Source organism: Paraburkholderia sp. J94, from assembly GCF_905220285.1.
Classification (GTDB): domain Bacteria; phylum Pseudomonadota; class Gammaproteobacteria; order Burkholderiales; family Burkholderiaceae; genus Paraburkholderia; species Paraburkholderia tropica_A.
Genome location: NZ_CAJMZH010000006.1, coordinates 59905 through 85887, shown reverse-complemented (window position 1 = coordinate 85887; position 25983 = coordinate 59905). Strand labels below are relative to the sequence as shown.

General features: G+C 67.2%; 21 protein-coding genes. 9 read left to right on the top strand and 12 right to left on the bottom strand.

Annotated features, from left to right (window positions below; translation table 11 throughout):
- The first annotated feature begins 7 nt into the window (after positions 1-7).
- Entirely contained in the window at positions 8-1066 is a 1059-nt protein-coding gene (locus tag U4Y88_RS13995) for a folate-binding protein (RefSeq protein WP_321784611.1), read from the top strand.
- A gap of 90 nt (positions 1067-1156) precedes the next feature.
- Positions 1157-2005, top strand: a complete 849-nt coding sequence (locus U4Y88_RS13990; protein WP_321784609.1) for an NRDE family protein — start codon at positions 1157-1159, stop codon at positions 2003-2005.
- A gap of 9 nt (positions 2006-2014) precedes the next feature.
- Here the strand turns inward: U4Y88_RS13990 and U4Y88_RS13985 are convergent, their stop codons facing one another.
- The 6 genes from U4Y88_RS13985 to U4Y88_RS13960 all read right to left on the bottom strand — a co-directional run bounded on the left by U4Y88_RS13985 (position 2015) and on the right by U4Y88_RS13960 (position 7712).
- Positions 2015-2986, bottom strand: a complete 972-nt coding sequence (locus U4Y88_RS13985; RefSeq protein ID WP_321784607.1) for an alpha/beta hydrolase — start codon at positions 2984-2986, stop codon at positions 2015-2017.
- An 85-nt stretch (positions 2987-3071) separates the two neighbouring features.
- Positions 3072-3968, bottom strand: a complete 897-nt coding sequence (locus U4Y88_RS13980) for an SDR family oxidoreductase (RefSeq protein WP_321784605.1) — start codon at positions 3966-3968, stop codon at positions 3072-3074.
- A gap of 102 nt (positions 3969-4070) precedes the next feature.
- Entirely contained in the window at positions 4071-5069 is a 999-nt protein-coding gene (locus U4Y88_RS13975) for an NADP-dependent oxidoreductase (protein WP_321784603.1), read from the bottom strand.
- Between the two features lie 148 nt (positions 5070-5217).
- Positions 5218-5667 (bottom strand): PaaI family thioesterase, encoded by a 450-nt coding sequence (locus U4Y88_RS13970; RefSeq protein WP_065065532.1) that lies wholly within the window; start codon positions 5665-5667, stop codon positions 5218-5220.
- Positions 5668-5792: 125 nt separating this feature from the next.
- Positions 5793-6095, bottom strand: coding sequence for a Dabb family protein (locus tag U4Y88_RS13965; RefSeq protein ID WP_224008141.1), 303 nt, complete (start codon positions 6093-6095; stop codon positions 5793-5795).
- 129 nt (positions 6096-6224) lie between these two features.
- The gene (locus U4Y88_RS13960; RefSeq protein ID WP_321784601.1) at positions 6225-7712 is read right to left on the bottom strand and encodes a PLP-dependent aminotransferase family protein; all 1488 of its coding nucleotides are present in this window, start codon (positions 7710-7712) and stop codon (positions 6225-6227) included.
- 183 nt (positions 7713-7895) lie between these two features.
- On the opposite strand from U4Y88_RS13960, the gene U4Y88_RS13955 reads away from it, so the two are divergent.
- Positions 7896-8282 carry a hypothetical protein gene (locus U4Y88_RS13955; protein WP_321784599.1) on the top strand — a complete coding sequence of 129 codons (387 nt, stop codon included), beginning with the start codon at positions 7896-7898 and terminating at the stop codon, positions 8280-8282.
- Positions 8283-8315: 33 nt separating this feature from the next.
- On the opposite strand, the gene U4Y88_RS13950 is transcribed toward U4Y88_RS13955, so the two are convergent.
- From U4Y88_RS13950 to U4Y88_RS13935, 4 genes are all read right to left on the bottom strand, one after another.
- Positions 8316-9494, bottom strand: coding sequence for an acetyl-CoA C-acyltransferase (locus U4Y88_RS13950; RefSeq protein WP_224008150.1), 1179 nt, complete (start codon positions 9492-9494; stop codon positions 8316-8318).
- A gap of 110 nt (positions 9495-9604) precedes the next feature.
- Positions 9605-10240 carry a bifunctional nicotinamidase/pyrazinamidase gene (gene pncA, locus U4Y88_RS13945; protein ID WP_321784942.1) on the bottom strand — a complete coding sequence of 212 codons (636 nt, stop codon included), beginning with the start codon at positions 10238-10240 and terminating at the stop codon, positions 9605-9607.
- 46 nt (positions 10241-10286) lie between these two features.
- Positions 10287-12383 carry a 3-hydroxyacyl-CoA dehydrogenase NAD-binding domain-containing protein gene (locus tag U4Y88_RS13940; RefSeq protein ID WP_321784597.1) on the bottom strand — a complete coding sequence of 699 codons (2097 nt, stop codon included), beginning with the start codon at positions 12381-12383 and terminating at the stop codon, positions 10287-10289.
- 257 nt (positions 12384-12640) lie between these two features.
- Entirely contained in the window at positions 12641-14365 is a 1725-nt protein-coding gene (locus U4Y88_RS13935; protein WP_321784595.1) for a 3-(methylthio)propionyl-CoA ligase, read from the bottom strand.
- 210 nt (positions 14366-14575) lie between these two features.
- Between U4Y88_RS13935 and U4Y88_RS13930 the strand changes: the two genes are divergently transcribed.
- From U4Y88_RS13930 to U4Y88_RS13910, 5 genes are all read left to right on the top strand, one after another.
- Positions 14576-16174, top strand: coding sequence for a protein adenylyltransferase SelO (locus tag U4Y88_RS13930; protein ID WP_321784593.1), 1599 nt, complete (start codon positions 14576-14578; stop codon positions 16172-16174).
- Positions 16175-16238: 64 nt separating this feature from the next.
- Positions 16239-16658, top strand: a complete 420-nt coding sequence (gene msrB, locus U4Y88_RS13925) for a peptide-methionine (R)-S-oxide reductase MsrB (RefSeq protein ID WP_027814676.1) — start codon at positions 16239-16241, stop codon at positions 16656-16658.
- 116 nt (positions 16659-16774) lie between these two features.
- Complete coding sequence (locus U4Y88_RS13920) at positions 16775-17308, top strand: septation protein A (RefSeq protein WP_224008162.1); 534 nt, start codon at positions 16775-16777, stop codon at positions 17306-17308.
- Complete coding sequence (locus U4Y88_RS13915; RefSeq protein WP_224008165.1) at positions 17305-17616, top strand: BolA family protein; 312 nt, start codon at positions 17305-17307, stop codon at positions 17614-17616. The genes U4Y88_RS13920 and U4Y88_RS13915 overlap by 4 nt, the downstream gene beginning before the upstream one ends.
- A 52-nt stretch (positions 17617-17668) precedes the next feature.
- Positions 17669-18448 carry a peptidylprolyl isomerase gene (locus tag U4Y88_RS13910; protein WP_224008168.1) on the top strand — a complete coding sequence of 260 codons (780 nt, stop codon included), beginning with the start codon at positions 17669-17671 and terminating at the stop codon, positions 18446-18448.
- A 60-nt stretch (positions 18449-18508) separates the two neighbouring features.
- Here the strand turns inward: U4Y88_RS13910 and U4Y88_RS13905 are convergent, their stop codons facing one another.
- Complete coding sequence (locus U4Y88_RS13905; protein ID WP_321784590.1) at positions 18509-19630, bottom strand: Fic family protein; 1122 nt, start codon at positions 19628-19630, stop codon at positions 18509-18511.
- 192 nt (positions 19631-19822) lie between these two features.
- Entirely contained in the window at positions 19823-23899 is a 4077-nt protein-coding gene (gene purL, locus U4Y88_RS13900) for a phosphoribosylformylglycinamidine synthase (protein WP_321784589.1), read from the bottom strand.
- 551 nt (positions 23900-24450) lie between these two features.
- Here purL and U4Y88_RS13895 point away from each other — a divergent pair.
- Positions 24451-25746, top strand: a complete 1296-nt coding sequence (locus U4Y88_RS13895; RefSeq protein WP_321784587.1) for an FAD-dependent oxidoreductase — start codon at positions 24451-24453, stop codon at positions 25744-25746.
- The last annotated feature ends 237 nt before the right edge of the window (positions 25747-25983 follow it).

The window sequence follows — 25983 nt, the reverse complement described above, 5'->3', positions numbered from 1 at the left end:
CGAATCCATGAACTCCCCGCTCGCTCCCGCTGCTCCGCTTTCCTCCACGCCCGCCACGCAGGCTGATTTGCCCGCGGCATTGCCCACACCGACGGCCGCCGACTTCGACGCCGCGCTCAAGGGCGGCGCCTACGCGATCCTGCCGCAGTTCGGCGTGATCGACGCCAACGGCGACGACGCCGCCAGTTTCCTGCACAGCCAGCTCACCAACGACATCCAGCATCTGGACGTCGCGGGCGCGCGCCTCGCCGGTTACTGCTCGGCCAAGGGCCGCCTGCTCGCGTCGTTCCTCGTCTGGAAAACCGGCGAGACCGTCCGTCTGCTGATCTCGAAGGACGTGCAGGCCACCGTGCAAAAACGCCTGTCGATGTTCGTGCTGCGCGCCAAGGCGAAGCTCGTCGACGACAGCGACAAGCTGCTCGTGGTCGGCTTTGCCGGCGACGTGCGCGGCGCGCTCTCGGGCGTGTTCGACGCGCTGCCCGACGGCGTGCACGTGAAGGTCGACGACACCGCCGGCTCGCTGATCCGCCTGCCCGACGCGGCCGGCCGTCTGCGCTATCTGCTGGTCGGCCCGAAAGACGCGGTCGAAGCGAAGCTCGCCGCGCTCGACGGCCAGATCGCGCGCGCCACGCCCGCGCTCTGGGACTGGCTCGACATCCGCGCGGGCGAGCCGCGCGTCACCCAGGCGGTGAGCGAGCAGTTCGTGCCGCAGATGATCAACTACGACGTGCTCGGCGGCGTGAACTTCAAGAAAGGCTGCTATCCGGGCCAGGAAGTGGTCGCGCGCAGCCAGTATCGCGGCACCATCAAGCGCCGTACCGCGCTCGCGAGCGTCGCGGCCGGTCTGGACGCCGCGCGTCCGGGCGTCGAACTGTTCCATGCCGACGATCCGGGCCAGCCCTGCGGCATGATCGTGAACGCGGCGGCCGCGCCCGAAGGCGGCGTCGACCTGCTCGCCGAGATCAAGCTCGCGGCGCTCGAAGCGGGCAGCGTGCATCTGGGCGCCGCCGACGGCCCCGCGCTGCGCTTCCTGCCGCTGCCCTACGCGCTGCCCACCGAGGTCTGACGCGTTGCCGCCGCTCGCAGTGACGGCGTGCGCGCCGGTTGAAACGCGGCTGCGCGCCGCGTGCGGTCTCCATGACGGAGGCCGCGCGCCATGTGCCTGATCGTGTTCGACTGGCGCCCGCATGCGACCGAAGGCGCGCGCTTCACGCTCGCCGCGAACCGCGACGAGTTCCTGCGCCGCACCGCCGCGCCGCTGCAATGGTGGGACGATGCGCCCGGCGTGCTCGCGGGCCGCGATCTGGTCGGCGGCGGCACGTGGCTCGGCATGACGCGCGGCGGACGCTTCGCCGCGCTCACCAACTACCGCGCGCCGCGCGACATGCGCCCCGACGCGCCCACGCGCGGCACACTGGTTTCTCGCTGGCTGATGGGTTCGTCGGCGGCGACCGGGACATTGCCCGACACCGCGCTCGGTTATCTCGACGAAGTCGCGCGCGACGGCGCGCTCTACAACGGCTTCAATCTGATCGTCGGCGACTGGACGCGCGGCGAGCTGGCCTGGTACTGCAATCGTGCCGACCGCGCGCCCGCCTTGCTGCCCGAAGGCACGCACGGCATTTCCAACGCGGTGCTCGATACGCCGTGGCCGAAGCTCGTGCACAAACGCGCGGAACTCGCACAATTCACGCAACGTGCGCGCGAAGGCGCGGATGAACCGCTCGAAGGCCTGATCGAGATGATGCGCGACCCTCGCGTGGCGCCCGACGCCGAGTTGCCCGCGACCGGCATTCCGCTCGAACGCGAACGCGCGCTGTCGGCGGCCTTCATCGAGACGCCGGAATACGGCACACGCGGCACCACGGCGCTGCGCGTGCGCGTGGACGGCGCGCGCCTGAACGTCGAAGCGCTCGAACGCAGCGACGACGATGGTTCGCACCGCATCGTGCGTCCCGGCGCGTTCGAGCGCCGCGAGCGCTACGTCATCGATACGGCGCGCTAGACCGCCGCTTTACCCTTCCTCACCGAACGCCGCGCGCAACGCTTGCGCGGCTTCGGCATGCGCGCGCCGCGCGTCGTCCACGTAGGCGCCCATCTTGAAGAACTCGTGGATCATGCCGTCGTAGCGCACGAGCGTGACGACGTTACCCGCCGCACGCAGTTTTTCCGCATAGGCCTGGCCCTCGTCGACGAGCGGATCGAATTCCGCCACTGCGATCCACGCAGGCGCAAGGCCGCGAAAATCCGGCGCGCCTTGAGGACCTTCCGTGCCGTCGAGCGGCGCGAATCGCCAGTCGTCGCGATCGGACGCATCGCGCACGTAATGATTGAAGAACCACTGGATCGTGGGCGCGGTCAGCAGATATCCGTCGGCGAGACGGCGGTGCGAGTCCGTGTCCTGATGGCCGCCCGTGCCCGGATAGATCAGCATTTGCAGCACCGGCGCGAGGCCCGCGTCGCGCGCGAGCACGGCGCAGACGGCGGCGAGCGTGCCGCCCGCGCTGTCGCCGCCCACGGCCAGGCGCGCGGCGTCGATGCCGTATTCGGCCGCGTGCGCGTGCAGCCACGCGTAGGCGTCGAAAGTGTCGTGAACAGCGGTCGGAAACTTGTGCTCGGGCGCGAGCCGGTAATCGACCGAGAGCACCGCACACTGCGCGTCGCGCGCGAACATGCGGCACAGCGCGTCGTGCGTATCGACGCTGCCCACGGTGAAACCGCCGCCGTGGAAATACACCAGCGCGGGCAGCGGCTGCGCCCAGTTCGGTTCGACCGGTTGATAGAGCCGCGCGCGGATCGTCTCGCCATCGCGCATCGGAAGGCGCAGGTCGTCGACCGAATGCATCGGCGCGGCGGGAATCTCCAGCACCGACGCGCTTTTCTCGTAGGACGCGCGCGCGTCCTGCGGCGTGAGTTCGTGATACGGCGTGCGGCCCGCGCGGGCCACCATTTCGAGGACGAGTGCGATCTTCGCGTTCAGCGGCATGGTCCCGGTACGTGCAAAAGATAAGTTGGCGGATAACGCGTTGCGCAACCGGGACCGTCAGGCTGAATTCGCGTCAGGATTTCCGTCAGGAAGCGGCGCTGGTTTTAGCCTCGGCCTTCACCTCGGGCTTGAGCGAGAGCGGATCGGTCGGATTGCGCAGCGTTTCGATGTCTTCGTGACGCAGCTTCACCGAAGCGAGTATGCCCGGATGCGTGAGGATGTAAAAGCGCGCGTCGCGCACCGCGTCGAAGGTCGCCTTCGCGACATCGTCGGGCGTGAGGCGGCCCGAACGCACGGCGCGCTGCAATTGCAGATCGGCGGCCTGTTGCGAGCGCGTGGGCGGCTCGTCGTTGCGCAGATCGTCGGGACGGCTGCGCTCGGCGTTGGCGATGCCGGTCGGCACGAACGCCGGGCACAGCAGCGAGCAGCTGACCACGTCGCTCACATTCTTGAGGTCGTGATAGAGCGTTTCCGTGAGTGAGACCACGGCGTGCTTCGACGCGTTGTACACGCCCATCGCGGGCGGCGACAGCAGACCCGCCACCGACGCCGTATTGACGATATGCGCGCGCTCGCCCTGCTTGAGCATGATGGGCGCGAAGCTGCGCACGCCGTGCGCTACGCCCATCACGTTGACGCCGAACACCCACTCCCAGTCCTTCGCGCTGCTTTCCCAGAGGTAGCCGCCGGTGCCCACGCCCGCGTTGTTGAACAGCAGATGGACCTTGCCGTAGGCGTCGAGCGCGGCTTGCGCGAGCGCGTCGACCTGAGCGGGATCGCGCACGTCGGTGCGCACGCCGATCGCCTGCGCGCCCTGCTCGCGCATCGCCTGCACGGCGGCGTCGAGCGTGGCAGTATCGACATCGGCGAGCACGAGCTTCATGCCTAGCGCGGCGGCCTGCTGCGCGAATGCGCGGCCAAAGCCGCTCGCCGCGCCGGTGATGACGGCCACGCGGCCTTCGAACTGAAATGGATCGGACATCGCGTCTCCCGCCTGTTCGTTAGGTGTACAAAGATACCGGTCAGAAGCCGGTAGATGGTCGGTAAAAATACGGGCCGCCGCGCGGGCGGCCCATCAAATGCGTCAGATCAGCTTGACGAGCTGCTTGCCGAAATTCTGGCCCTTGAGCATGCCGAGGAACGCGGCGGGCGCATTGTCCAGGCCGTCGGCGATCGTCTCGCGATACGCCAGTTGCTGCTTCGCGACCAGCGTGCCCAGTTCGCCGAGCGCCTGCGGCCAGACGTCCATGTGTTCGCTCACGATGAAGCCCTGCACCAGCAGGCGCTGCGTGAGCAGCAGTTGCGGATACTTGAGCGGCATCGGCTCGCCGTCGTAGCCCGCGATCATGCCACACAGCGCGATGCGGCCGAACGCGTTCATGCGCGCGAGCGTGGCGTCGAGCACCGCGCCGCCGACGTTTTCGAAGTAGCCGTCGACGCCGTCCGGCGTCGCGGCCTTGAGATCCTGATAGAGATTGCCGGCCTTGTAGTCGACGCAGGCGTCGAAGCCCAGTTCCTCGACCACGTAACGGCACTTTTCCGCGCCGCCCGCGATACCGACCGCGCGGCAGCCCGCGCGCTTCGCCAGTTGGCCGACGACGCTGCCCACCGCGCCGCTGGCCGCGCTCACGACCACGGTCTGGCCGGCCTTCGGCGCGATGATGCGGTTCAGCCCGTACCACGCGGTCACGCCGGGCATGCCGACCGGACCGAGATACGCGGAAAGCGGCACATGCGTGGTATCGACGACGTGCATGTCGTTGCCATCCGAGGTCGCGAATTCCTGCCAGCCGGCCATGCCGACCACCTTGTCGCCGACCTTGAATTTCGGATTGAGCGACTCGACCACCTCGCCCACCGTGCCGCCGATCATCACCGAATCGAGCGGCTGCGGCGCGGCGTACGACTTGCTGTCGTTCATGCGGCCGCGCATGTACGGATCGAGCGACAGATAGTGATTGCGCACGCGCACCTGACCCTGGGCGAGCGGCGCGAGCGGCGTTTCGACGAGACGGAAATTATCGACGCTGGCAGCGCCTTCGGGACGCGAGGCGAGCAGGATCTGGCGATTGGTCTGGGTCATGTTGGCGTGGTCAGGCTTCGAAGAGGCGCGGCACGAGCCGCGCGGGATGGAAACGGATGCGCGCCCGCGATGAATACGTGAATGCTCGCATGCAGGACGGACGCGCAAGCCAGGCACGAAGCTCGGCAAAAGCGGGCGAAAGCGGCGATCAGCCGTCGCTCGGACCGGGCTTCGCGTTGGGATCGCTGCGCAGGCGCTGACGCGTGACGTCGCGTCCCACGGCGAGCTTGCGCATGTATTTGAAGGTGCCGAGCGCCTTGGCAACGAAATGGCCCTCGCTGTCGCGGATCTCGCCTTCGCAATAGGCCATCGTGGTCGAGCGATGCAGCACGCGGCCATAGGCGCGCAGTTCGCCGCGCCCCGGCTGCATGAAATTCACTTTCATCTCGACCGTGACGACGCCCACGCCGTCGGCGGCCACGCTACGCGCGGCCATCGCGAGCGCGATGTCGGCGAGCGTCATGGTCACGCCGCCATGCGCGACGTCCCACGTGTTCAGATGGCGCTCGGCGAGCGGCAGCATCACTTCGCTCGCGCCGTCGCGCGCGCTCACGAGCTGCGCGCCCAGATGATCGACGAACGGGCTTTCGATCACCATGCCGGCATTCTGGGAATCCTGTTGCTGCGCTTGTTGCTGGCCTTGTTGCTGGGGCGGCTGCGGGGCTTCGCCGCCGCTCGGCGCGCTGCCCTGGGTGGTATCTGCGGTTCCGATCATGGCTAGATTCAAACGACGTAATCGACAGCCTGACGCGACTCGACCACGCGCTTGGCGAAGTCCTTCACGACGAGGTGTTCGGGGTGAACCTGGTAAGCGTCGAGCGCGGCCTTGTCGGCAAAATCGGAGAGCAGCGCGAGGTCGTAGGTCGAATCGAGCCCTTCGCCCGCCACGCCGACTTCCAGATGCAGCGTGCCCGGCACGAGATCGCGGCAGCCTTCGAGCAGCGTCTTGAACTTCGCGACATTCTCGGCGCGCGTCGCGCCTTCGGCCGATTCCTTGAGCTTCCACATCACGATATGACGAATCACGGTTTCACCTTTTCACTGTTGCTTGAACGGGGCTCGCGCGCCGTGCGGGGCACGGGCGCAAGGCAGCCGTCATGATACCCGCGCAGGCGCGCGGGTATGGCGCGCTCAGGGCTTCGCTCGTGTCGCTGTTCACGCTTCGCGCCCCGCGCTTTCGCGGGCCAGCCGATGCGCGATCGCACCGATACGCAGCAGCGCGTCGTCGGCGCTATGGGGCAGCGGCCCCGGACAACTCACGCGGATGCAGTGATCGAAACGCCCCGAGTTCGAGAACACGGTGCCGGGCATGATGCGGATGCGTTCGGCGAGCGCGGCGTCGAACAGCGCCATCGACGAGACATGCCGCGGCAGTTCGATCCAGAACGCCAGCCCGCCTGGCGGCGGCGTGAAGCGCGTGCCTTCGGGAAACGCCGCGCCGATGCCCTGCGCCATGCGTTCGCGCTGCGTGCGCAGCCGCTCGCGCAGGCGGCGCAAATGGCGTTCGTGCGCCTGGCTTTGCAGGAATTCGGCGAGCACGGCCTGCGAAAGCGGCTCGTTGAGCCGCGACTGCGAAAACTTCAGCATGGCGATGCGCGCGTGCCATCGTCCGCCCGCCATCCAGCCCACGCGCATGCCCGGCGCGAGCGTCTTGTTGAACGAGGTGCAGTGAATCACCGTGCCCGCGTTATCCCACGCTTTCAGCGCGCGCGGCGCGCTCTCGCCTTCGACGAGTTCGCGGTACGGATCGTCTTCGATCACGGCCACGCCCGCCTGCGTGCACAACTCGACGACGCGCTGCTTGTGCGCGTCCGGCATCACGCAGCCGAGCGGATTCTGCAGATGCGGCACGACCACGACGGCCTTCAGTTCGGGATGCTGCTGCAAGGCGAATTCGAGCGCTTCGACCGACAGTCCCGTGGTCGGGCTCGCGGGAATTTCGAGCGCGCGCAGGCCGAGACTTTCGAGCACCTGCAGCAAGCCGTAAAAGCACGGCGATTCGACGGCGACCGTGTCGCCGGGCTGCGTCACCGCGCGCAAAGCGAGATTGACCGCTTCGGTGCCGCCGTTCGTCATGACGATGTCGTCGGCGTGGACGGCGAAGCCTGCCGCGAGCGCACGGCGCGCGATCACGGCGCGCAGTTGCGGATCGCCGCGTTCGTGGCCCGGCGACGTGAGCAGATCTGGACGGCGGCGCAGGATGCGCACGGCGATCTTCTGCAATTCCTCGCCGGGAAACAGCGCGTCGGCGGCGGTCACGCCACCGAGATTGAGCGCGTCGGGCACCTGCTGAAAACGCGCCACGAGCGCGGAAATGGCCGCATGCATGCCGACGAACTGGGCGACGAGCGGCTCGCGCTGCGCCGCATCGCTACCGTTGTGCCAGTCGGGTTCACGCGCGGCGGGCAGCGTGTTCGCGCTCGCCGCGCGCACGAAATAGCCCTCGCGCGGCCGCGCCTCGATCAGCGACTCGCGTTCGAGCACGCGATAGCTTTCGGTCGCGGTGGCGAGACTCACGTCGTGCTGGCGCATGAAGGCGCGCATCGACGGCATGCGGTCGCCGGGACGCAGCACGCCGCTTTCGATGGAGCGCCGGTAGTGGCCGGCGAGTTGCCGGTAAAGAGGCTGATCGGGGACGTTCATCGGTCGATGATGCCAGAGCGGCGGGCAAGCGCGACAGATACACGTCTTGCCGCTTTGCACCGATACAGCGCGGCGTTTCATGCCGCTGTAGTGCAACGGATCGCGCCCCGTTGTGCCTGTTGCGCACGCGTGCGCGCCCATAAAGTCGGGGCATGTCCGCATTTCAACGTTCAGGTCTCGATCATGCACGACTTGCCCACCCTCTCGTCTGTCGCCCCAGGCGCGCCAGGCAGCACGCTGCTGCGGCTCGCGCCCCATCAGGTTCACTGGATCGCCTTGCGTCGCGGCGCGTCGCTCGTTGCGGTCGAAGGCACGCTGTGCCTGACGTATCGCGATGCCGCCCTCGTCTCGGCCGGTCACGTCGCACCGCTGCTGGCGCGGCGCATCGACGAAGGCGAGCGTTACCCGATCGAGGATCGCGGCTGGTATGGCTTGAGCGGCGCGGGACGCGAGCCCGCCGGCGTGCTGATCGTGCCGGCGGCCACCTCGCCGCTGATCGCGTTGGCGCGCCGCTGGATCGCGCGCGCCAGCGCCTGGGCGCTGCGTCCCACGCGTGAAGGCCGCGCCTGAACGCGCGCCACCCTCACGCTCACGCGGGACGCGTTACACGACTTCGAACAGCCCCGCCGCGCCCTGACCGCCGCCGATACACATCGTAACGACGACGAGCTTCGCGCCGCGGCGCTTGCCTTCGATCAGCGCATGGCCGGTGAGACGCGCGCCCGACACACCATACGGGTGGCCGACCGCGATCGCGCCGCCGTTCACGTTCAGACGGTCGGCGGGAATGCCGAGCTTGTCGCGGCAATAGAGCACCTGCACCGCGAACGCTTCGTTCAGTTCCCACAGGTCGATGTCCTCGACCTTGAGGCCCGCCTGCTTGAGCAGCTTCGGCACCGCGAACACCGGACCGATACCCATTTCGTCGGGCTCGCAACCGGCCACGGCAAAGCCGCGGAAGATGCCGAGCGGCTGCAGACCTTCGCGCTCCGCGACCTTCGCGTTCATCACAACGCAGGCGCTCGCGCCGTCCGAGAACTGGCTCGCGTTGCCCGCCGTGATCACGCCGCCCGGCATCGCCGTGCGAATCTTCGAGACGCCTTCGAGCGTGGTGTCGCCGCGAATGCCTTCGTCCGAGGAAATCGTGACTTCCTTCGTGATGAGCTGGCCCGAGGCCTTGTCGGCGATACCCGCGAGCACCGTCATCGGCACGATTTCGTCGTTGAAGAGGCCCGCCGCCTGTGCCGCCGCCGCGCGCAGCTGCGACTGCACGCCGTACTCGTCCTGGCGGTCCTTCGAGATCTCGTAGCGCTTCGCGACGTTTTCCGCCGTTTGCAGCATGCTCCAGTAGATTTCCGGCTTGTGCTGATTGAGCCAGCCTTCGGCCATCATGTGGCGGTTCATTTCGTTCTGCACGCACGAAATGGATTCCACGCCGCCCGCCACGAACACGTCGCCTTCACCGGCGATCACGCGTTGCGCCGCGAGCGCAATCGTCTGGAGTCCAGACGAACAGAAACGGTTCACGGTCATGCCCGCCACCGACACCGGCAGGCCCGCGCGCAGCGCGATCTGGCGCGCGATGTTGGCGCCGGTCGCGCCTTCGGGATTTGCGCAGCCCATGATCACGTCCTCGACGCGCGCGGGGTCGATCTTCGCGCGCTCGACGGCGGCCTGCGTGACGTGGCCGCCGAGCGTGGCGCCGTGGGTCATGTTGAACGAGCCCTTCCACGATTTGGCGAGGCCCGTGCGGGCGGTCGAAACGATTACGGCGTCAGTCATCTGTGTGTCTCCTTGTCGATCGGCGCTTGCGCTTTTGCGCGGTGCGCCGATCCCATCCCAATGGTTTGATCCGGTGAATCGGTATGCTTCGAACGGATGAAGGCGTGGCCTCAGACCGCGCCGCGCAGCACGTCGGCCGACTGCGCGCGCGTCACACCTGCCGCCTGCAACTGCGTCCACGCGGCGGCCAGCGAGCCGTTCAGGTCGATGGCGCGCGAGGCGTCTTCGATCAGCACGGTCTCGAAGCCGGCGGCGCGCGCATCGAGCGCGGACCACGCGACGCAATAGTCGGTCGCGAGGCCGCAGCAGTACACGCGCTTCGCGCCCATCTCGCGCAGATAGCCCGCGAGTCCGGTGGGCGTCGTGCGATCGGCTTCGAGAAACGCCGAGTAGCTGTCGACCTCCGCGTGATGCCCTTTGCGGATGACCGCGCGCGCATGCGGCACGTCGAGATCGCGATGCAGCGCCGCGCCTTGCGTGCCCTGCACGCAGTGCGTGGGCCACAGCACCTGCTCGCCGTAGGGCAGCGCGACGGTCTCGAAAGGCTTGCGCCCCACGTGATTCGCGGCAAACGAAACGTGCGCCGCCGGGTGCCAGTCCTGCGTGAGCACCACGTGCGCGAAGCCCTGCGCGAGCCGGTTCGCGACCGGCACGACTTCGTCGCCGCGCGCGACGGCCAGCGCCCCGCCCGGCATGAAGTCGTATTGCAGGTCGATCAGCAGGAGCACGTCGTCTGCGCTTCTCATCATGTTCGTCCGTTCTTGCTTACGTTGATACGTGCGTGAGCGTGGCTCAGTTGAACGAGCCGCCGTTCTCCGCGCGCTCGGCCAGCGACGACGCGATCTGCCAGGCGTCGCCGTTCGGCTGCTGCGCGTAGCGGCGAATCGAGCGCGCCACGTTGTAGAGACCGACCGTGTCGGCGTAGAGCATCGGGCCGCCGCGCCACAGCGGGAAGCCGTAGCCCGTGAGATAGACCATATCGATGTCCGAGGCCTTCGACGCGATGCCCTCTTCGAGAATCTTCGCGCCTTCGTTCGCGAGCGCGTACACCAGACGCTCGACGATTTCCTCGTCGCTGATCTTGCGGCGCTCGACGCCCGCTTCCTTCGAGTACGCGACGATCATCTCGTCGACGAGCTTCGAGGGCAGCGCAGCGCGCTCACCCGCCTTGTAGTCGTACCAGCCCGCGCCGGTCTTCTGGCCGAAGCGCCCCGTCTCGCACAGACGGTCGGCGATCTTCGAGTACTTCATGTCCGGGTGTTCCTGGTAGCGGCGCTTGCGGATCGCCCAGCCGATGTCGTTGCCCGCGAGATCGCTCATGCGGAACGGACCCATCGCGAAACCGAACTTCTCGATCGCGCGGTCGACCTGCGCCGGCAGCGCGCCTTCTTCGAGCATGTAGAGCGCCTGGCGCACGTACTGCTCGATCATGCGGTTACCGATGAAACCGTCGCACACGCCCGAGACCACGGCCGTCTTGCGGATCTTCTTCGCGACCTGCATGACGGTGGCGAGCACGTCCTTCGCCGTGTCCTTGCCGCGCACCACTTCGAGCAGCTTCATCACGTTGGCGGGGCTGAAGAAGTGCAGACCGACCACGTCCTGCGGACGCTTCGTGAAGGCCGCGATCTTGTCGACGTCGAGCGTCGAGGTGTTCGAGGCGAGAATCGCACCCGGCTTCGCGACTTCGTCCAGACGCTTGAACACCTGCTCCTTCACGCCGAGTTCCTCGAACACCGCCTCGATGATGAGGTCGGCCTGCTTGAGGTCGTCATAGGAGAGCGTCGGGCTGATCAGCGCCATGCGCGCGTCGAGCTTCTCCTGCGTGAGCTTGCCCTTCTTGACCTGCGCTTCGTAGTTCTTGCGGATGGTGGCGAGGCCGCGATCGAGCGCTTCCTGCTTCGTTTCAAGCAGCGTGACCGGCACGCCCGCGTTCAGGAAGTTCATCGTGATGCCGCCGCCCATCGTGCCCGCGCCGATCACCGCGATCTTCTGGATGTCACGCATGGGCGTGCTCGACGGCACATCGGGGATCTTGCTCGCGGCGCGCTCGCCGAAGAACGCGTGACGCAGCGCGTGCGATTCCGGCGTCTGCACCAGTTCGACGAAGCATTCGCGCTCGTAGGCGAGGCCTTTGTCGAAGCCCTGCTTCACGCCGGCTGCGATGGCATCGATACACTTCACGGGCGCCGGATAGTTCTTCGACATCGCGCCCACGGTGTTGCGCGAGAACTGCAGGAAGCCTTCGGCGTTCGGATGCTCGATCTTGCGGTTGCGCACGAGCGGATGCGGGCCTTGCTTGTCGGCGGCCTTGCGCGCGAACGCGATGGCTTCGTCGAGCAGATCGCCTTGCGCCATCGCATCGAACAGGCCCGATTTCGCGAGCTTTTCGCTCGGCACCGGCGCACCGCTGACGATCATGTTCACTGCGGCTTCGAGGCCGATTGCGCGCGGCAGACGCTGCGTGCCGCCTGCGCCGGGCAGAATGCCGAGCTTCACTTCGGGCAGCGCGATCTGCGCGCCGGGCGCGGCGATGCGGTAGTGCGCGCCGAGCGCCAGTTCGAGGCCGCCGCCCATCGCCACGCTGTGGATCGCGGCGACCACGGGCTTCGCGCTCTTTTCCACTTCCTTGATGACGGTGTGGAGCGTGGGCTCCTGGGTGGCCTTCGGCGTGTTGAATTCGGTGATGTCGGCGCCGCCCGAGAAGGCCTTGCCCGCGCCCGTGATGACGATGGCCGTCACGGCCGCGTCGCTGTTGGCGCGCGCGATGCCCTCGACGATGCCGGTGCGGGTCGCGTGACCCAGGCCGTTGACGGGCGGATTGTTGAGCGTGATGACGGCGACGCCGTCGCGAGTCGTGTATTTCACTGCCGCGTTGTCCACTACCATTTGCCTGCCTCCATGCTTGCGGGCCGCGTTGTGCGTCGCCGGCTTCATTGTCCGACATTCCCGGTCAGCAGGCAGAATACCGAAAAAAGAACGTTCGTTCCATTTTTTTCGATAACAAAGGCGTCAGGGTTTGTACCGACGCTCGCGCAGGTTTGGAAACAAGCCGTCAAAAGCACGCGGAAAGCGCATAAAAAAATGCGGCCAGTTGGCCGCGCCGAAGCAACTCAATTCAACTCAACTCAACTCAATTCAATTCATTACGAACTGCGAGGCGCGCCCGCGTTCACGTCCAGCTTCACATCCACATTCACGCCAGGCGGCTCCATCGGACATAGCTCGCTCGCGGCCGCCGCCGTGGGCAGCACGTGGTCGCGGAACTGCTCGCGCAGCTTGAGCTTTTGCAGCTTGCCGGTGGCCGTGTGCGGCAGTTCGTCGACGAAAGCGACATCGTCGGGCTGCCACCACTTCACGACCTTGCCGTCGAAATACGCGAGCAGTTCCTCGCGCGTGACCGCAGCGCCGGGCTTTTTCACCGCGACGATCAGCGGCCGCTCGGTCCAGCGCGGATGCGCGCAGGCGATGCACGCGGCCTCCGCGATCGCCGGATGCGAAACCGCGATGTTTTCCAGCTCGATCGAACTGATCCACTCGCCGCCCGACTTGATCACGTCCTTGCTGCGGTCGGTGATATGCAGGAAACCGTCGGCGTCGATGGTCGCGACGTCGCCGGTCGGGAACCAGCCGTCGACGAGCGGCGTGCCGCCCTCCTGCCGAAAATACCGCTCGATGACCCACGGCCCGCGCACATGCAGATCGCCGAACGCGACGCCGTCCCACGGCAGATCGCGCCCATCGTCGCCGACGATCTTCATGTCGACGCCGAAAAGCACGCGGCCCTGCTTTTCGAGCAGCGCGCGTTGCGCATCGAGCGGCCGCTGCGCCTGCTCCCAGTTGAGCTTCGCGAGCGTGCCGAGCGGCGACATCTCCGTCATGCCCCATGCGTGGATCACCTGCACGCCGTAGGTGTCTTCGTAGGTGCGCAGCATCGCGGGCGGACACGCCGAGCCGCCGATCACCGTGCGCTGCAAGGTCGAAAACTTCACGCCCGCGTCGCGCATATAAGTGAGCAGGCCGAGCCAGACCGTCGGCACGCCCGCCGAACAGGTCACGCCTTCGGATTCCATCAATTCGTAGAGCGACTTCCCGTCGAGATCCTTGCCGGGCAGCACGAGCTTCGCGCCGTTGAGCGGCGCGGCGTGCGGAATGCCCCAGGCGTTCACATGGAACATCGGCACGACGGGCAGGATCGCGTCGCGCGCCGAGAGCCCGATCGAATCGGGCAAGGACGCCGCATACGCATGCAGCACCGACGAACGATGCGTATAGAGCGCGCCCTTCGGATTGCCCGTGGTGCCCGAGGTGTAGCAGAGATTCGACGCGCTGCGCTCGTCGAGCAAGGGCCACGCGTACGCGCCGTCTTGCGCTGCGAGCAGCGTTTCATACGCGAGCACCGGCGTTTTCATCGCCGGAAGATGGGACGCGTCGCACAGCGCGATCCAGCCGCGCACGTTCGGACATTGCGGCGCGAGCGCGTCGACGAGCGGCGCGAACGTGATGTCGAACAGCACGTAGCGATCGTCGGCGTGATTGACGATCCACGCGATCTGCTCGGGAAAAAGACGCGGATTGATCGTGTGGCACACGGCGCCGAAACCGGTCACGCCGAAATACGCCTCCATGTGCCGATAGCCGTTCCAGGCCAGCGTGCCGACGCGCTCGCCAGGCTCGACGCCCAGCACGATCAGCGCCTGCGCGAGCTGCTTCGCGCGCGCCTCGCAATCGCGGTAGGTGTAGCGGTGCAGGTCGCCTTCGATGCGGCGCGACACGATCTCGGTGTGGCCGTGATGACGCGCGGCATGCGCGATCAGCGACGATACGAGTAGCGGCACGTCCATCATGTGTCCCAGCAGCGGCGCAGTCATGCTCGGCGGTCTCCTCGACTCGAATGCGGTCATTCTCGTTATGGGATGGAGCGGGGCTCGCCGGGTCCGGCGCGTGCGTGCCCGGGCGGCACGCCGATTGGCGCTGATTGATTATGTCGACGACAACCACTGTATCGGCGGCGTCGATGGCCGGTCCTGCACGCCGGCGGGCGCGGACTTACAATATCGGCTATTCCATAGGCGCTCAATATGTCGTTTTCACCAGGCCTTTCAGACTCGCAAGGCGGCACATCCGCCGCCCAGGCACCGCAAAGCGGCGCCCTCGCCGACTTCGAACGCGCGCTCACGGCATCGCGCAGCGACGCGTTCGCCGCGCTCGGCGCGACCTTCCACACGCGCCTGCCCGGTGCACCGCTGCCCGCGCCCTACGTGGTCGGCTTCTCGCCGGAAACGGCGGCGCTGCTCGGGCTCGACGCAAGCGTCGTGAACGATCCGGCGTTCGCGGCGTTTTTCTGCGGCAATTTCACACGCGAACGCCCGCCCTCGGCCATGTCGTATGCGGCCGTCTATTCGGGGCATCAGTTCGGCGTCTGGGCGGGTCAGCTCGGCGACGGCCGCGCGCTGATGCTCGGCGAAGTCGAGCACGCGGGCCAGCGCTACGACGTCCAGCTCAAGGGCGCGGGCCGCACGCCCTATTCGCGCATGGGCGACGGCCGCGCGGTGCTGCGCTCGTCGATCCGCGAATATCTGTGCTCGGAGGCCATGCATCATCTCGGCATTCCGACCACGCGCGCGCTCACGGTGACGGGCTCCGATCAGGCTGTGCGCCGCGAGGAACTCGAAACGGCCGCGGTCGTCACGCGCGTCTCGCCGAGCTTCGTGCGCTTCGGCCACTTCGAGCACTTCTATTCGCAGGACAACGTCGAGGCGCTGCGCACGCTCGCCGACCACGTCATCGACCGTTTCTATCCACAGCTGCGCGAAGCCGACGACCCGTATCTCGCGCTGCTCGATCAGGCCGTGCGCACGACGGCGGCGCTGATGGTCGAGTGGCAGGCCGTGGGTTTCTGCCACGGCGTGATGAACACCGACAACATGTCGATTCTCGGTCTCACGATCGACTACGGCCCGTTCGGTTTCATCGACGGCTTCGACGCGAATCACATCTGCAATCATTCGGACTCGCAGGGCCGCTACGCGTACCGCAATCAGCCGCAGATCGGCTACTGGAATCTGTTCTGTCTCGCCCAGGCGCTGCTGCCGCTGTTCGGCGCGCAGTACGACATCGCCGATGACAAGGCGCGCGGCGAGCGCTGTGTGGCCGACGCGCAAGGCGTGCTCGAACGCTTCAAGGGACATTTCGCGCCCGCGCTCGAAGCGCGCATGCGCGCAAAGCTGGGCCTCGAACACGCGCGCGAAGGCGACGATCAGCTCGCGAACCAGCTATTCGAAATCATGCATGCGAATCGCGCCGACTTCACGCTGACGTTCCGCCATCTGTCGCGTGTTTCGAAACACGACGCGAGCGGCGACACGAGCGTGCGCGACCTGTTCCTCGACCGCGCCGCGTTCGATGCGTGGGCCGAAACGTACCGCGCGCGCCTTGCGCACGAAACCCGTGACGACGCCGCGCGCGCCGAAGCGATGAATCGCGTCAATCCGAAGTTCGTGCTGCGCAATCACCTCGCGCAAACGGCCATCGAGCGCGCGGCGCAGAAGGATTTCAGCGAAGTCGAGCGGCTCGCGACGGTGCTCAAGCGCCCGTTCGACGAACAGCCGGAATACGAAAGCTATGCGGCGCTGCCGCCCGACTGGGCCAGCTCGCTCGAAGTCAGTTGCTCTTCGTGAGCGCGTCCCCATCTAAGCGACTCTTCCGCACTTTCCCTCGACCGCAACCCGACAGGAACCCGACATGAGCCAGGACGACCATAACTCCGACGCCTACCCCGGCCACAAGTCCGACGCCGAATGGCGCGCGAAGCTCGACCCCACGCAATACCAGGTCACGCGCCACGCGGCTACCGAACGCGCCTTCACGGGCAAATACTGGGACCACAACGAACGCGGCATCTACGATTGCGTCTGCTGCGGCACGCCGCTGTTCGAATCCGACACGAAATTCGACGCCGGCTGCGGCTGGCCGAGCTACTTCCGTCCGATCGACGGCGAGGTGATCGAGGAACGCACGGACCGCACGCACGGCATGCTGCGCATCGAGGTCCGCTGCAAGAACTGCGGCGCGCATCTGGGCCACGTGTTCGAAGATGGTCCGGCCCCGACCGGCCTGCGGTATTGCATCAATTCGGCTGCGCTACAATTCGAGCCCAAGTAAGCGAGGCGCCGCCTCGCGCGAGGGCGCGACCGCCCGCCGGCCCTGGGGCCGCGCGGGCGTCGCGCCCTCTTTTAGCAGCTCATTGGGCCAACCATTGAGCCAACTTCAGGCCGATAATGAAATTTCTGTTTGATCTGTTCCCGATCATCCTGTTCTTCGTCGCCTTCAAGGTGTGGGGCATCTTCACGGCGACTGCCGTGGCCATCGCCGCGACGCTCGTGCAGATCGCCTGGGTGGCGTTCCGTCACCGCAAGGTCGACCCGATGCTGTGGCTGAGTCTGGGCATCGTCGTCGTGTTCGGCGGCGCCACGCTGATGCTGCACGACGAAACCTTCATCAAGTGGAAACCCACGGTGCTCTACTGGGCATTCTCGATCGTGCTGCTGGTCTCGCAGGTGGCGTTCGGCAAGAACCTCATCGAAGCGATGATGGGCAAGCAGATCACGCTGCCCACGCGTATCTGGACGCAACTGAACTTCGTCTGGTCGATCTTCTTCGCGCTGCTCGGCATTCTGAATCTGTTCGTCGCGTTCCACTTCTCCACCGACGCGTGGGTCGATTTCAAGCTGTTCGGCGCGACCGGCATTCTGGTGGTGTTCATCGTCGGCCAGAGCCTTTGGCTGTCGCGTCACATGAAGGAAGAAGAATGAGCGACGTATTCCTCAACGCCAGTCCCGCGGAGCGCCTCGCGCTGATCGAAACGCGCGTCACGGCGGCACTCGCGCCGGTCGATTCGATCGTCGTGCGCGACGACAGCGCGCAGCACGCCGGTCACGCCGGTGCCTCGGCGGGCGGGCATTATCACGTCACGATCGTTGCGTCCGCATTCGCCGGGAAAGCCCGCGTGGCAAGGCACCGCATGGTGTATGATGCGCTGGCCGAGGCCATGCAGCGCGGCATCCATGCACTCGCGATCACGGCGCTCACGCCCGAAGAAGCCGCAGCGCTGCCCCGCTAAAAGCCCCACTTTTTTGGTTCGCCCTTTTGGTTCGCCCTGTTAGGACTTACAGATGACCTTGAAGAAAACCCGTCTCTGGGTGTTGCTGGCTGCGTTCGCTGCGGCTCCCGCTTTTGCGCAGAACATCGCCGTCGTGAACGGCACGCCGATTCCGAAGTCGCGCGCCGACGCGCTCGTCGCCCAGGTCGTGGCCCAAGGCCAGCAAGACACGCCGGATCTGCAAAAGGCCGTGCGTGAAGAACTGGTCAACCGCGAAGTGCTGATGCAGGAAGCCGCGCGTCTGGGTATTCCGAATCGCCCCGACGTGAAGGCGCAACTGGCGATGGCGCAGCAGCAGGTCATCCTGCACGCGTGGATCCAGGACTTCCTCAAGAACAACCAGCCGACGGATGCCGAAGTCAAGGCGATGTACGACAAGCTCACGCAAGGCGCGGGCGGCAAGGAATATCACCTGCACCACATCCTCGTGGACAACGAGCAGCAGGCAAAGGACCTGATCGCGAAGATCAAGGGCGGCGCGAGCTTCGAAGACCTCGCGAAGCAATACTCGAAGGACCCGGGCTCGGCGAAGAACGGCGGCGATCTCGACTGGTCGGACCCGAAGGCCTACGTGCCTGAGTTCGCCGCGGCCGCCACGTCGCTGCAGAAAGGCCAGGTCACCGATACGCCGGTGCACACGCAATTCGGCTGGCACATCATCCGCGTGGACGACATCCGCGCGATCGCGCCGCCGCCGCTCGAGCAGGTTCGCCCGCAGATCGTGCAACAGCTCCAGCAGGAAAAGCTGCTCGGCTTCGAGAAGCAACTGCGCGCGCAAGCGAAGATCCAGTAAAACCGAACTCCGGTTTCGCTGTGGGAAGAACCCCGCGACCTGCAAAGGCGCGGGGTTTTTTCATGCTGGCGGCGTCAGTTCGTAGCTCGTGCTGCGTCCGCCGCCTTCGCCCTTGCGCAACACGCCGCGCATGACGAGGTCGTTGATATCGCGCAGCGCCGTGTCCGACGAGCATTTCGCCAGCGCCGCCCACTTGCTGCTGGTGAGCTTGCCGTCGAAGCCGTCGAGCATCCGGTTGACGACCTTGGCCTGGCGTTCGTTGAACGGCGCGTCGGCCCACTGACGCCAGAAGCGCGCCTTCACGAGCACCGAGTCGAGCGTGATCTGCGCGTGATCGACCGCGCGATGCAAGGTGTCGAGAAACCAGCGCAGCCATTCGGTCACGTCCATCGATTGCCGCTGCGTCCGTTCGAGCATCGCGTAATACGCCTTGCGCTCGCGCTGGATTTGCGCCGACAGGCTGTAGAAGCGTTGCGAACTGCCGTCGGCGCGGGCGAGCAACAAGTCGCCGATCGCGCGCGCGACGCGCCCGTTGCCGTCGTCGAACGGATGCAAGGTGACGAACCAGAGGTGGCCGAGCCCCGCCTTGATCAGCGGCGGCACCTGTGCAGGCGCGTTGAGCCATGTGAGAAAGCGCTGCAATTCCGCGTCGAGGCGCGGCGCGGGCGGCGCCTCGAAATGCACGTGCTGACGCCCGATCGGCCCGGACACGACCTGCATCGGACCCGTGGCGTCGTCGCGCCAGGCACCCACCTGAATGCGCGTGAGACCCGCGTAACCGGTCGGAAACAAGGCCGCGTGCCAGGCGAACAGGCGCTCGCGCGTGACCGGCAGGCGGCAGTTGCCCGTGGCGTCGAGCACCATTTCCACCACGCCTTCCACGTGGCGATCGACGGGCGCGAGCGCGCCGATATCCACGCCCAGACGCCGCGCGATCGACGAACGCACCGACACCACGCTCAGCCGCTCGCCCTCGATTTCGCTGGTTTTCAGCACGTCCTCGGTCAGCGCCGCGAGGCTCGCCTGGTCGCGCAGACGCATGCCGACATCGGCGAGACGCCCCATCAGCAGCCCTTGCGCGCGGCTCGCCTCGGCCATGGGCTGAGCAAGCGCCGCCATGTCGAAGCGCCACTCGGGCCAGTCGCCGGCCTGCCAGAAGTAGGTGTATTCGCCGCTATTCATGCGGTGATTATGGCGCGTATTCGCCGCATCGACAATTTATTCACCGCACAATCTGCGGCGAATCAGCCCGCTATTCACCGCACGCCCAAACAAAAACCCCGGTCACGCCCGCCGTAGCGGACCTGACCGGGGTTTCCGGGATGCGCGGCCGGCCGTGTCAGTCAGACATCGGCCAGGCCTCGCGAGCGCGCCTTAGCCCACCCACTTGCGTGCGTTCTGGAACGCGCGCAGCCACGGGCTCGCCTCGCCCCAGCCTTCCGGGTGCCAGCTCATCGTCACGGTGCGCTGCACGCGCTCCGTGTGCGGCATCAGCACGGTGAAGCGGCCGTCGGCGGTCGTGACCGAGGTAATGCCTTGCGGCGAGCCGTTCGGGTTGAACGGATAGCCCTCGGTGGCCTGGCCGCGATGATCGACGTAGCGCATCGCCACCGCGACCTTCGAGATATCGCCCTGCTGCGAGAAGTCCGCGAAACCTTCGCCGTGCGCGACCGCGACCGGAATGCGCGAGCCTTCCATGCCGTTGAAGAAGATCGACGGCGAGCTTTGCACTTCGACGAGCGAGAAGCGCGCTTCGAACTGCTCCGACTTGTTGCGCGTGAACTTCGGCCAGGCTTCGGCGCCCGGAATCATCGAGGCGAGGCTCGACAGCATCTGGCAGCCGTTGCAGATGCCGAGCGCGAAGGTGTCCTGACGCGCGAAGAACGCTGCGAACATGTCCGAGAGCTGCGCGTTGAAGCGGATCGTCTTCGCCCAGCCTTCGCCCGCGCCCAGCACGTCGCCGTACGAGAAGCCGCCGCAGGCCACCGCGCCCGCGAAGTCGGCGAGCGTGGCGCGGCCTGCAAGCAGGTCGCTCATGTGGACGTCGTGCGCGTCGAAACCGGCGCGGTCGAATGCGTAGGCGGTTTCGAGGTGCGAGTTCACGCCCTGCTCGCGCAGGATCGCGACGCGCGGACGCGCGCCCTTGCCGATGAACGGCGCGGCGACGTCTTCGGCCGGATCGAACGTGAGCTGCGGCTGCATGCCTGGATCGGCGGCGTCGAGCAGCGCGTCGTATTCGGCGTCGGCGCAGGCGGGGTTGTCGCGCAGACGCGCGATGCGCCAGCTCACTTCGCTCCACACGCGTTGCAGTTCGGCGCGCGGCGCTTCGTAGATGCGCTTGGCGTCGCGGTAAATCTCGATCGAATCGCGGTTGTTCAGCGTGCCGATCACGTGCGAGCAGACCGACAGATTGTGCTCGCGCAGCACGGCCAGCACGGCGTCGCGCTGGGCGGCCGGGACCTGGATCACGGCGCCGAGTTCTTCCGAGAACAGCGCGCGCAGCGTGCGGTCGTCGCGACGGCCGCTGGTCTGCTTCGCCCAGTCCTTGGCGTCGCCGAAGTCCGTGCCGTGCTCGCCGTCGAGCGTGAGCATGTCGACGTTCAGCGACACACCCGTGTGACCCGCGAACGCCATTTCGCAGACCGTCGCCCACAGGCCGCCGTCCGAGCGGTCGTGGTAGGCGAGCACCTGTTCGTTCGCGTTGAGCTTTTGAATCGCGTTGAAGAACTGCTTGAGGTCTTCGGCGCTGTCGACGTCCGGCGCGGCGTCGCCGACCTGCTGCGTGACCTGCGCGAAGATCGAGCCGCCCATGCGGTTCTTACTGCGGCCCAGATCGATCGCGATCAGGACCGACTCGCCCGCTTCGTCGACACGGCGCAGTTGCGGCGTGAGGTGACGGCGTACGTCCTCGACCGGCGCGAACGCCGAAATGATCAGCGAAACCGGCGCGACCACTTCCTTCGCCACGCCTTCGTCGTTCCACTTCGTGCGCATCGAGAGCGAATCCTTGCCCACCGGAATGCCGATGCCGAGCGCCGGGCACAGTTCCATGCCGATCGCCTTGACCGTGTCGTAGAGCGCGGCGTCTTCGCCCGGCGCGCCGCACGCGGCCATCCAGTTCGCCGACAGCTTGAGCTTGTCGAGCGACGCGATGGGCGCGCTGGCGATGTTCGTGACGGCTTCGCCGATGGCCATGCGGCCCGACGCAGGCGCGTCGATCACGGCGAGCGGCGTACGCTCGCCCATCGTCATCGCTTCGCCCTTGTAGCCGGCGTAGTCGAGCGCGGTGATCGCGCAGTCGGCGACCGGCACCTGCCACGGGCCGACCATCTGGTCGCGCACGTTCGTGCCGCCCACCGAGCGGTCGCCGATCGTGATCAGGAACGACTTGCTGCCGACCGTCGGGTGACGCAGCACGCTTTTCGCGACTTCGTCGAGCGAAATGCCCGTGACGTCGACCGGCACGAGCGGCGTGCTCGCGTGCTCGACGTTGCGGTGCATGCGCGGCGGCTTGCCGAGCAGGATGTCCATCGGCATGTCGACGGGCTGGTGGCCGCCGTTCGCGGCGAGCGCCTGCTCGTCGCTGTCGATCAGCTTCAGTTCGCGTTCGGCGGTTGCCACGCCCACGACGGCGAACGGGCAGCGCTCGCGCGCGCAGATCGCTTCGAAGTTCGGCAGATCGGCGGGCGAGATCGCCAGAACGTAACGTTCCTGCGATTCGTTCGACCAGATTTCGCGCGGCGAGAGGCCCGATTCTTCGAGCTGCACCTTGCGCAGTTCGAAACGCGCGCCCTTATCGGCGCCGTCGACGAGTTCGGGGAAGGCGTTCGACAGACCGCCCGCGCCCACGTCGTGAATGCTCAGGATCGGATTGCCTTCGCCGAGCTGCCAGCAGGAGTTGATGACTTCCTGGGCGCGGCGCTCGATTTCCGGGTTGCCGCGCTGGACCGAGTCGAAGTCGAGTTCGGCGGTGTTCGTGCCGGTCGCCATCGAGCTGGCCGCGCCGCCGCCCATGCCGATGCGCATGCCGGGGCCGCCGATCTGGATCAGCAGCGAACCTTCGGGCAGATCGTGCTTGTGCGTGTGCTGCGCGCTGATGTTGCCGATGCCGCCCGCGATCATGATCGGCTTGTGATAGCCGCGCACGGTGCCCGCGACGTTCTGTTCGTAGACGCGGAAGTAGCCGCCGAGGTTCGGACGGCCGAATTCGTTGTTGAACGCGGCGCCGCCGAGCGGGCCGTCGATCATGATCTGCAGCGGCGAGGCGATGCGGTCCGGGCGGCCGTAGGCGCCGTGCGCGTCGGCCGGATTGCGGTGCGTGAGCGGCGTGGCGGCGTCGCGGGCGTTTTCCCACGTTTCGCGCGCTTCCGGCAGATCGAGGTTCGAGACCGTGAAGCCCGTGAGACCGGCCTTCGGACGCGCGCCGCGGCCCGTCGCGCCTTCGTCGCGGATTTCGCCGCCCGAGCCCGTGGCCGCGCCGGCGAACGGCGAGATCGCGGTCGGGTGGTTGTGCGTCTCCACCTTCATCAGCGTATGCGTGAGTTCGGTGTGGCGGCCGTACTGCTCGCCCGGCGCGCCGTCCGCGCCGTTCTTGCGCGGGAACCAGCGCTCAGCGACCGCGCCTTCCATGATCGACGAGTTGTCCGAGTACGCGACGATCGTGCCTTGCGGGCTGATCTTCTCGGTGTTGCGGATCATCGCGAACAGCGACAGATCCTGATCCTGGCCGTCGATCGTCCAGCTCGCGTTGAAGATCTTGTGGCGGCAGTGCTCGCTATTGGCCTGCGCGAACATCATCAGTTCGACGTCGGTCGGATTGCGGCCCAGCTTCGTGAAGTTCTCGACGAGGTAGTCGATTTCGTCGTCGGCGAGCGCGAGGCCCAGTTCGCCGTTGGCCGTTTCCAGCGCCTTGCGGCCGTGGCCGAGCACGTCGACGGTCTGCATCGGGCGGGCCGGCAGTTCGTCGAACAGATGCAGCGCCTGGTCGCGCGAGGCCGCGACGTTCTCGGTCATGCGGTCGTGCAGCGCCGCAGCCACCGCCGCGTGCGCCTCGTCCGACAGCGTTTTCTTGCCGCCGAGCAGGCCGCTCTTGAGGATCACCGTGTACTCGACGGCGCGCTCGATGCGGCGCACGTGTTCGAGGCCGCAGTGATGCGCGATGTCGGTGGCCTTGCTCGCCCACGGCGACACCGTGCCGAAGCGCGGCACGACGAGGAACGTCACCGTGCTGCCGCGCTCCTGCGGGGCCGCGAACGGCTCGCCGTAGTGCATCAGCGCTTCGATCTTCGCGCTGTCGTCAGCGGAAAGCGGCGTGGCCGAGTTGACGAAATGCAGGAACTGGCCGCGCACGCCGACGATGTTGGCATCGATACGCTGAAGCGTCTCGAGCAGGCGGGTCTGACGGAAGTCGGAGAGGGCCGAAGCACCGGGGAAACACGAGAAGTGGGCCATGGACTGGGGCGTTGCGTCGAGGTTACGTCGCGCCTGGCCTCGCACGGGTGCGTCGCGGGGGGGCGTCGCAGGGGGCGCAGGCGACGACGTCGGGCCGACGTCGGGCGATGAAAGGAGGCCGTGATTATAACCCGGAAGACCCCCTCCGACCGCCCCCGACGCCGATCCGCGCACATCGCGCGGCGCACGCCCGTGCGCGTTTTCGCGATGACGACGCCATTAATCCCGCCACGGCATTCGGCCTGGCAGCTTTTTTTATGACAGGAGGCGGTGACGGGACGGGCCGCCGCGCCACTCAGCACACTGCCCGACACCCCGCCCCGGCACGCCCGGCCGCAGCCGGCGGCCACCCGCGCCGCCGGGGCGCGCGCGTGCACGCCACCTTGCGCCGGGCACGTCAACCGGCGCACTCGCATGGCGAGCTGGGCGATTTGGCTGCTATGATTGCGCGTTTCACCGATCGGCGCGCGGCTTGCGCGCCGCATGCCACACCCTCTTCGGCACGGCGCCCTCGCCCGACGGCACGCCGCCTGCCAGCAGATCAAATCGTCATGGATGTCATCGTCATTGGCGGCGGAATCGCCGGCGTCGCCACCGCCTACCAGCTGCGCGCGGCGGGCCATCGCGTCTGCGTGGTCGAGCGCCACGCCACCGTTGCGCAAGGCGCGACCTACGGCCATAGCGGCATCGTGCTGCCGACCCCGCTCGACGTCTGGTTCGGCCCCACCTTCCTGCGCAACGGCCGGCAGTCGTCGGGCGGCGTGATCTGCAAGACCGGCTTCACCGGTCAGGCGCGCGCCTTCGTCAAACGCCTCGCCACGCTGCACGGCTCCGAAGCCTTCGAGGCGCGCTATGCGCTGCTGCGTCCGCTGATCGACTCGGCGCAAAGCGTGCTCGAAGACGCCGAAGGCCGCTTCCAGCTCGAATACGAACAGCGCGAAGGCCTGCTCTACCTCGTGCGCGGCAGCGATGAATGGTCGCTCACGCAGCCCGCGCTCGAACTGCTGCGCCGTTTCGAGACGCCGCATCACGTGCTCACGCCGCACGAGTGCGTGGCCACCGAACACACCATTCCCGCCGATCCGCCGTTCGCGGGCGCCGTGCGCTTCGATCAGGGCCGCGTGGCGAACTGCCCGCTGTTCGTCAAGCAGCTCAAGCAGGTGCTCGATACGCTCGGCGGCGTGCAGTTCCAGACCGGACGCGAAGTGAGCGCCGTGCGCATCGAAAGCCAGCGCGCAGCCGTCGAACTCGCGCAGCGCCCCGACGACGCCTCGCGCTCGCGCGAAGTCGAAGTGATTTCCGCCGATGCCGTGGTCGTGGCGGCGGGCGCGCAGACCGCGAAGCTGCTCGCGCCGCTCGGCATCAAGCTGCCGGTTTATCCGCTGCGCATGCACACGCTGAATTCGCCGGTCGCGCACGAAGAATGCGTGCCGCACACGACGCTGATCGACGCCGCGCGCCGCATCGCCATCACGCGCATGAACCATCGGCTGCGCATTTCGGGCGGCGCGGTGCTCCAGCACGCCAAGCAGCTCGACGAGCCGCTGCCCGAGTCGCTCACCGAGGAAGCGCTCGCGCTGCTCGGCGAGGCCTCGCGCGACTGGGCGCCGGGCGCCGCGCGCATTTCCGCCGCGCTCGCGTGGGAAGGCATGAAGCTGCTGTCGGCCGACGGCCTGCCGCTGGTCGGCAGCGTGGGCGACTCGCGCCTTTACGTGAACGCGGCCCACGGCCCGGCAGGCTGGGCGCTCGCGCTCGGCTCCGCGCGCCTGATCGCGCAGCAGATCTCCAACAGCCGCCCCGACCTGCCCGCCGAGACCATCGAGGCGCTCTGGCCCGGCCGCAGCTAAGGTTCAGCCTGTCGACCGGCGCGGCGTGCCGCGTCGGGTTCGGCCTTGCGCCGAGGCTTCGGGCGCGTCCGCCGCAGGACGCGCCTCGCTGGTCCCCGTCCTGTTTCTCCCGCTTCGCGTTTCCCTTCTCGCGTCTGGCGCCATGATCTTCAGCGCGACGGCGGCGAGCGCGCGCGCCAATGGCTGACGGCTCGGGTATCGTTGCGTTATCGATGCCTTTACCGCACGCGCCGCCGG

Coding starts and splice junctions, on each gene's coding strand:
- U4Y88_RS13995 (WP_321784611.1), top strand. CDS start 8: ATGAACTCCCCGCTCGCTCCCGCTGCTCCGCTTTCCTCCACGCCCGCC.
- U4Y88_RS13990 (WP_321784609.1), top strand. CDS start 1,157: ATGTGCCTGATCGTGTTCGACTGGCGCCCGCATGCGACCGAAGGCGCG.
- U4Y88_RS13985 (WP_321784607.1), bottom strand. CDS start 2,986: ATGCCGCTGAACGCGAAGATCGCACTCGTCCTCGAAATGGTGGCCCGC.
- U4Y88_RS13980 (WP_321784605.1), bottom strand. CDS start 3,968: ATGTCCGATCCATTTCAGTTCGAAGGCCGCGTGGCCGTCATCACCGGC.
- U4Y88_RS13975 (WP_321784603.1), bottom strand. CDS start 5,069: ATGACCCAGACCAATCGCCAGATCCTGCTCGCCTCGCGTCCCGAAGGC.
- U4Y88_RS13970 (WP_065065532.1), bottom strand. CDS start 5,667: ATGGTGATCGAAAGCCCGTTCGTCGATCATCTGGGCGCGCAGCTCGTG.
- U4Y88_RS13960 (WP_321784601.1), bottom strand. CDS start 7,712: ATGAACGTCCCCGATCAGCCTCTTTACCGGCAACTCGCCGGCCACTAC.
- U4Y88_RS13955 (WP_321784599.1), top strand. CDS start 7,896: ATGCACGACTTGCCCACCCTCTCGTCTGTCGCCCCAGGCGCGCCAGGC.
- U4Y88_RS13950 (WP_224008150.1), bottom strand. CDS start 9,494: ATGACTGACGCCGTAATCGTTTCGACCGCCCGCACGGGCCTCGCCAAA.
- pncA (WP_321784942.1), bottom strand. CDS start 10,240: ATGAGAAGCGCAGACGACGTGCTCCTGCTGATCGACCTGCAATACGAC.
- U4Y88_RS13940 (WP_321784597.1), bottom strand. CDS start 12,383: ATGGTAGTGGACAACGCGGCAGTGAAATACACGACTCGCGACGGCGTC.
- U4Y88_RS13935 (WP_321784595.1), bottom strand. CDS start 14,365: ATGACTGCGCCGCTGCTGGGACACATGATGGACGTGCCGCTACTCGTA.
- U4Y88_RS13930 (WP_321784593.1), top strand. CDS start 14,576: ATGTCGTTTTCACCAGGCCTTTCAGACTCGCAAGGCGGCACATCCGCC.
- msrB (WP_027814676.1), top strand. CDS start 16,239: ATGAGCCAGGACGACCATAACTCCGACGCCTACCCCGGCCACAAGTCC.
- U4Y88_RS13920 (WP_224008162.1), top strand. CDS start 16,775: ATGAAATTTCTGTTTGATCTGTTCCCGATCATCCTGTTCTTCGTCGCC.
- U4Y88_RS13915 (WP_224008165.1), top strand. CDS start 17,305: ATGAGCGACGTATTCCTCAACGCCAGTCCCGCGGAGCGCCTCGCGCTG.
- U4Y88_RS13910 (WP_224008168.1), top strand. CDS start 17,669: ATGACCTTGAAGAAAACCCGTCTCTGGGTGTTGCTGGCTGCGTTCGCT.
- U4Y88_RS13905 (WP_321784590.1), bottom strand. CDS start 19,630: ATGAATAGCGGCGAATACACCTACTTCTGGCAGGCCGGCGACTGGCCC.
- purL (WP_321784589.1), bottom strand. CDS start 23,899: ATGGCCCACTTCTCGTGTTTCCCCGGTGCTTCGGCCCTCTCCGACTTC.
- U4Y88_RS13895 (WP_321784587.1), top strand. CDS start 24,451: ATGGATGTCATCGTCATTGGCGGCGGAATCGCCGGCGTCGCCACCGCC.